The sequence below is a fragment of the Arthrobacter horti genome (genome assembly GCF_030731045.1).
In the GTDB taxonomy this organism is placed as follows: Bacteria; Actinomycetota; Actinomycetes; order Actinomycetales; family Micrococcaceae; genus Arthrobacter_E; species Arthrobacter_E nanjingensis.
The window spans coordinates 554,213-560,431 of the sequence record NZ_JAVALS010000001.1; the positions used below are offsets into that span (position 1 = coordinate 554,213).

Genomic DNA, 6,219 nt, shown 5'->3' on the forward strand with positions numbered 1-6,219 from the left:
TCAGGCGTCCTTCTCGTTCTGGGAGGTCTGCGTCGTCGAGGCGTCCATGAGGTCGATGAACCGGTCGAAGAGGTAGGCGGCGTCATGGGGTCCGGACGCCGCTTCGGGGTGGTACTGCACGGAGAAGGCGGGGATGTCCAGGCAGGACAGACCCTCCACCACGTCGTCGTTGAGGCTCACATGGCTGACCTCGACCCGGCCGAAGCGGCTCTCCGGGGCCTGGGTGGCGCCCTCGAGCGGTGCGTCGACGGCGAAGCCGTGGTTCTGCGAGGTGATCTCCACCTTGCCGGTGCGCCGGTCCATGACCGGCTGATTGATGCCGCGGTGGCCGTACTTCAGCTTGTAGGTGCCGAAGCCGAGCGCACGCCCCAGGATCTGGTTGCCGAAGCAGATGCCGAAGTACGGCAGCTTCTCATCAAGGACGGAGCGCAGCAAGTTCACCTGCGCGTCCGCGGTGGCTGGGTCGCCCGGGCCGTTGGACATGAAGAACCCATCCGGGTTCACCGCCTTGACGTCCTCCAGCGTGGCCGTGGCCGGGAGGACGTGCACGCGCACTCCGCGCTCGGCGAAGCGCTGCGGGGTCATGGCCTTGATGCCGAGATCGATGGCCGCGATGGTGAAGCGGGGTTCATCCTCCCAGCCGTGTTCGGCCGGTTCGACGACGTAGGCCTCCTCGATGCTGACCTCCTCGGCCAGGCGGGCGCCCTCCATGGGCTGGCTGGCGAGAACGCTCCCGAGCAGCTCGGCGTCCGTGGCGAGAGCGGCCTCGCCGGAGAAGATGCCGGCCCGCATGGTCTTGTGCTCGCGCAGGTGCCGGGTCAGGGCCCGCGTGTCGATGCCCTGGATGCCGACGATGCCCTGCCGGACGAGTTCCTCGTCCAGGCTCGCCTCGCTGCGCCAGTTGGACGGCCGGCGCGCAGGGTCGCGCACCACGTAGCCGGCCACCCAGATGCGCCGGGACTCGGCGTCCTCGGAGTTGACGCCCGTGTTGCCGATGTGCGGTGCGGTCTGCACCACGATCTGACGTGCGTACGAGGGGTCGGTGATGGTCTCCTGGTACCCGGTCATGCCGGTGGTGAAGACCGCCTCACCGAGGGTGGTGCCCACGGCACCGTAGCTCTGACCGCGGAAGATGCGGCCGTCTTCAAGGACGAGAACTGCTGATCCGGGGTTCGTCCCGGGCGTTTCAATGCTCACTGGGTCCTCCGTATTGGTGGAAGGTGATGAATGTCTGAAAGGGGCTCAGGCGCCGGCCTGGCCGAGGAGCCGTTTCAGGGCGTGCTGAAGCGGCTCGGTGTCTGCTGCGTCACCGGGCATGAAGCCCGTGTCGAGGGACTGCTCCCCCAGGCGCCAGGTGGCCACGACGATCCGGTCCTGGCCGAGGAACTTGCCGGCCATCCCGCTGGTGCGTGCAACCTCCTGCAGCGAGGCGGCCGGAATGAAGAGCTCCTCGCAGCCGGGACGGGTGATGAGCACACCGCCCGCATGCACGGCCAGGCCCGCACGGCTGCGGATGCCCAGGCCGTGGACCGCCACCCGGTCCAGCCAGTCGCCCGCCGTCGTCGTCGTGACGTACTGCCCGACGACGGCGAGGTCCGGCTCGCCGAGCTCCGGCACCGCGGGAAGAGGCTCCAGGGCGTCCTGTCGCTGCTGCCGGCTGCGCCAGCCGCGGTAGATCATGATGATCACCGCGGCCGCGACGGCCAGCATGGCCATTCCGGGAAGGATCTTGTCCATCGCCGGGGCCGGGCTCAGGCGCCCGCGCCGTGACGCGGGGTGTTGAGGGCCCCGTCCAGAACCGTGGGGTGACCGTGGAAGAACGTGGCCGTGACCCTGCCGGGCAGTTCCATGCCCTGGAAGGGCGTGTTGCGGCCCTTCGTGGCCATCGCGGCACCGTCGACCTTCCAGCGGGCCGCCGGGTCCACCAGGACAATGTTGGCGGGCTCACCCACGGCGATCGGCCGGCCCTGGTCCTCGAGGCGGCCGATCCCGGCCGGTGCCTCCGACATGACCCGGGCCACATCGGCCCAGCCCATCAGCCCGGTCTCCACCATGGTGTGCTGAATCACGGAGAGCGCCGTCTCCAGGCCGGTCATGCCCATGGCCGCCTGAGCCCACTCGCACTCCTTGTGCTCGCTCGGGTGCGGTGCGTGGTCCGTGCCGATGACGTCGATGACGCCTTCGGCCAGCGCCTGGCGGAGCGCCAGGACGTCCTCCTGGGTGCGCAGCGGCGGGTTGACCTTGTAGACCGGGTCGTAGCTGCGGACCAGTTCGTCCGTGAGCAGCAGGTGGTGCGGCGTGACCTCGGCGGTCACCTTGATGCCGCGCTGTTTGGCCCAGCGGATGATCTCCACGCTGCCGGCCGTGGAGACGTGGCAGACGTGCAGGCGGGAGTCCACGTGCTGTGCCAGGAGCACGTCACGGGCGATGATGCTCTCCTCCGCCACGGCAGGCCAGCCGGCGAGCCCGAGGACCGCGGAGACGTCGCCCTCGTTCATCTGGGCCCCCTCCGTGAGGCGGGGCTCCTGGGCGTGCTGGGCGATGACGCCGTCGAAGGCCTTCACGTACTCGAGGGCCCGGCGCATGAGCACGGGATCGTGCACGCAGATGCCGTCGTCGGAGAACATGCGGACCTGGGCGCGGGACTCGGCCATGGCGCCCAGCTCGGCGAGGCGCTCGCCGGCCAGTCCGATCGTCACGGCACCCACGGGCCGGACATCCACCCAGCCGGCCGCCTGGCCGAGGCTGTGGACCTGCTCGACGACGCCGGCGGTGTCGGCGACGGGCGAGCTGTTCGCCATGGCGTGCACGGCGGTGTAGCCGCCGAGCGCTGCGGCACGGGTGCCGGTCTCGACGGTTTCGGCGTCCTCCCGGCCCGGCTCACGCAGGTGGGTGTGGACGTCCACCAGGCCCGGCAGTGCCACGAGGCCCGTGGCGTCCAGCACGGTGGCGTCCGCGGCCGCAGGATGCGCGGCGGCATCGGCACCGAGGGCCACCACGACGCCTTCGGCGATCAGGATGTCCTGCGGGGCGCCGCCCAGCAGGGAGGCGGAGGTGATCAGGTGGTTCTGGGTCATGCGGGGATTCCCTCCGTGGCTGCGTGGCTGGTGCTGGTCTCGTCGTCCCGGCCGCCGGTGAGCAGCAGGTACAGGGCCGCCATGCGCACCGAGACACCGTTGCTGACCTGGTCCAGGATGGTGGAGCGGGCCGAGTCGGCCGCGGCGGAGGAGATCTCCAGGCCCCGGTTCATCGGACCGGGGTGCATGATGATGGTGTCCTTGAGGCCGTGCCGGTCCAGCGCCTCGAGGCGGGCGTCGTCGAAGCCCCATCGCCGCGAGTATTCACGGGCCGAGGGGAAGAAGGATGCGTTCATGCGCTCCTTCTGGACGCGCAGCATCATCATGGCGTCCACGCCCTGCTCGAGTGTGGCGTCGAGGTCGTAGCTGACCTCGCACGGCCAGGCGTCCACGCCTACCGGGAGCAGGGTTGGAGGAGCGACCAGCGTCACGGTGGCGCCCAGAGTACGGAGCAGCCAGACGTTGGAGCGGGCCACGCGGGAGTGGAGCACGTCGCCCGCGATCGCCACGCGCATGCCGGACAGGTCGGTGCCCGCTGAGCCGGTGCCGGCCAGCTTGGCCCAGTGGCGCCGCATGGTGAAGGCGTCCAGCAGAGCCTGCGTGGGGTGTTCGTGGGTTCCGTCCCCGGCGTTGAGGATGCGGGCGTCGATCCAGTCGGTGTTGGCCAGGCGCTGTGGCGCGCCGCTGGCCCAGTGACGGATCACGACGGCGTCCGCGCCGATGGCGGCAAGCGTCTGGGCGGTGTCCTTGAGGGACTCCCCCTTGCTCACCGAGGAGCCCTTGGCGGAGAAGTTGATGACATCCGCGGAGAGGCGCTTGGCGGCGGCCTCGAAGGAGATGCGGGTACGGGTGGAGTCCTCGAAGAAGAGGTTCACCACGGTGCGGCCGCGCAGTGCCGGGAGCTTCTTGACTTCGCGCTGACCCACCTGGGCCATCTCCTCGGCGGTATCGAGGATGTCCAGGGCGTCCTTGCGGCTGAGGTCCTGAGTGGAGAGCAGGTGTTTCATGCGCCCGCCTCGATGACGACCTCGTCCACGGTCCCGTCGATCTCGCTGAGGTGGACCCGGACCTTCTCACTGCTGGCGGTGGGGAGGTTCTTGCCGACATGGTCCGCGCGGATGGGCAGTTCACGGTGGCCGCGGTCCACCAGGACGGCGAGGCGGACGACACGGGGGCGCCCGAGGTCAACCAGGGCGTCGAGGGCGGCACGGATGGTCCGGCCGGAGTACAGGACGTCGTCCACGAGCACCACGACCTTGCCGTCCAGACCGCTCTTGGGAAGCTGAGTGGGGAGGGGGGAGCGGGTGGGCTGGCGGGCCAGATCGTCACGGAACATGGTGACGTCCAGCTGGCCGAGGGAAGCCTTGGCGTCGAAGCCGGGCTGGGCCGCGGCGATCTTCTGAGCCAGGCGCTGAGCGAGAGGGAAACCCCTGCGCGGGATGCCGAGCAGGACCAGGTCCTGGGTTCCCTTGTTCGCCTCGATGATCTCGAAGGCGATGCGCGTCAGGGCACGGTCGATGTCACCGGAGTTGAGCACGACACGCTGGACTGACTGTCCGGCATCCGAAGCGCTGATGGCGTCGGTCATGCTGTTCACCCCTTTCCCCGCCTCACAGGACGGAATTAAAAGAAGGATTATTGCGCTCCAAAATTACCACATCCACAGGCCTCACCGTGGGGAGGCTCCGGCCGCGCCAGGCTGGCCCGTCACGGGCGAAGTCCATACGATGGAGGATCATGAGCTCTCCCCCGCACGGCCCCGATGACCGCTCCGGACGGCTGCCCGCCCCCGGCGCGCCGCCGTCGTCGTCCGCCCCCGATGACCAGACCCTGAATCCGAGCTGGATGGGGCGCGTGGACCCTGAGGCCTACACCGAGCCAGGGGCCAGATACGGCGGTACCCGTCCGTTCCGGGAGGCGCCTCTGCAGCCCGCGCCCGGGCACTGGCAGCAGCCATGGAACGGCCCACAGCTCCAGGGCCACCCGGCGGCTCAGCAGCACTGGCAGCTCCAGCAGGCCTTCCCGCAGCCGGTGCACCGCAACATCAATCCGGCGACCTTGGCCCTCATGATCATCGGAGGCGTCCTGGCTTTCCTCAGCCTGGTGCTCGTCCTGCCGATGCTGCTCTCCAATGTGGGCGGGCAAGGCTTCCTGGCGGGCTTCCTCACGTCCCTGATTCCGCTGGCCATCGTCCTGACGGCCGTGTACTTCATGGACCGCTGGGAGCCGGAACCCCGTAAGTTGCTGGTCTTCGCACTCCTCTGGGGCGCCACCGTGGCGGTGGCCACCACCACCATCATCCAGCCGTTCTTCCTGACCCTCGCCCCGCCGGGCTCCAGCAAGACCGATCTGCTGAACTTCCTCGCCACGGTGGAGGCACCGATCGTGGAGGAGTTCTCCAAGTCTCTGGGCCTGCTCCTGCTGGCGCTGCTGGCCCGCAAATACTTCGACGGCCCGGTGGACGGCCTGGTCTACGCCTTCACGATCGCGGCCGGCTTCGCCTTCACCGAGAACATCCTCTACTTCGGCAGGACCCTTGTGGAGGAGGAGGGCGCTGGGACGTCATTCTGGACCATCGTGTTCCTGCGCGGCATCCTCTCCCCCTTCGCGCATGCCTTGTTCACGGGAACCACCGGCCTGCTCATGGGCTTCGCCGCCCGGCGCTGGAACCGCGGCCTGACGGTCGCGGCGTTCTTCGTTGGCCTCCTGCCGGCCATGTTCCTGCACAACCGCTGGAACAGCATGGGCGCGGACTTCCTGTGGCTCTACATCGTGGTCCAGATGCCGATCTTCTTCCTGGCCGTCCTGGGATTCGTCTTCCTGCGGATCGCGGAGGCGAAGCTGACCCGGGCGCGGCTGGGCGAGTACGCCGCGGCGGGCTGGCTGACGTGGCAGGAGGTGACGCTGTTCGCAACCGGCGCCGGCCGCCGCTTCGCCAAGCGCTGGGCGGCCCAGTACGGCCGGCAGAAGGTGATGACCGATCTGATCCGCACCGCCACGGCGCTGGCTTACACGCGCCAGCGCATCCTCAGCGGCAGGGACCTGATCCGGCTCCAGGAGGATGAGCACCGGCTGCTGGAGCGCCTGGGTCAGCTGCGCGCCACCGTGACGGCCTGACGCCCGGCCGACGCTTCCGCTGCCG

At 69.3% G+C, this 6,219-nt stretch carries 6 protein-coding genes; 1 reads left to right on the forward strand and 5 read right to left on the reverse strand.

From position 1 onward, the window contains the following. The 5 genes from carA to pyrR are packed head-to-tail and all read right to left on the reverse strand — an operon-like array spanning window position 1 to window position 4,665. Window positions 1-1,197, reverse strand: coding sequence for a glutamine-hydrolyzing carbamoyl-phosphate synthase small subunit (gene carA, locus Q9R02_RS02635; RefSeq protein ID WP_305995075.1), 1,197 nt, complete (start codon window positions 1,195-1,197; stop codon window positions 1-3). A 45-nt stretch (window positions 1,198-1,242) separates the two neighbouring features. Beyond that, complete coding sequence (locus tag Q9R02_RS02640) at window positions 1,243-1,737, reverse strand: PH-like domain-containing protein (RefSeq protein WP_305995076.1); 495 nt, start codon at window positions 1,735-1,737, stop codon at window positions 1,243-1,245. A 14-nt stretch (window positions 1,738-1,751) separates the two neighbouring features. Further along, window positions 1,752-3,077 (reverse strand): dihydroorotase, encoded by a 1,326-nt coding sequence (locus tag Q9R02_RS02645; RefSeq protein ID WP_305995077.1) that lies wholly within the window; start codon window positions 3,075-3,077, stop codon window positions 1,752-1,754. Then, window positions 3,074-4,084, reverse strand: a complete 1,011-nt coding sequence (locus Q9R02_RS02650) for an aspartate carbamoyltransferase catalytic subunit (protein WP_305995078.1) — start codon at window positions 4,082-4,084, stop codon at window positions 3,074-3,076. The genes Q9R02_RS02645 and Q9R02_RS02650 overlap by 4 nt, the downstream gene beginning before the upstream one ends. Continuing rightward, complete coding sequence (gene pyrR / locus Q9R02_RS02655; protein WP_305995079.1) at window positions 4,081-4,665, reverse strand: bifunctional pyr operon transcriptional regulator/uracil phosphoribosyltransferase PyrR; 585 nt, start codon at window positions 4,663-4,665, stop codon at window positions 4,081-4,083. The genes Q9R02_RS02650 and pyrR overlap by 4 nt, the downstream gene beginning before the upstream one ends. Window positions 4,666-4,814: 149 nt before the next feature. Between pyrR and Q9R02_RS02660 the strand changes: the two genes are divergently transcribed. Continuing rightward, a complete protein-coding gene (locus tag Q9R02_RS02660) occupies window positions 4,815-6,194 on the forward strand; it encodes a PrsW family intramembrane metalloprotease (RefSeq protein WP_425279195.1) in 1,380 nt (459 codons plus the stop codon). Window positions 6,195-6,219: the final 25 nt, after the last annotated feature.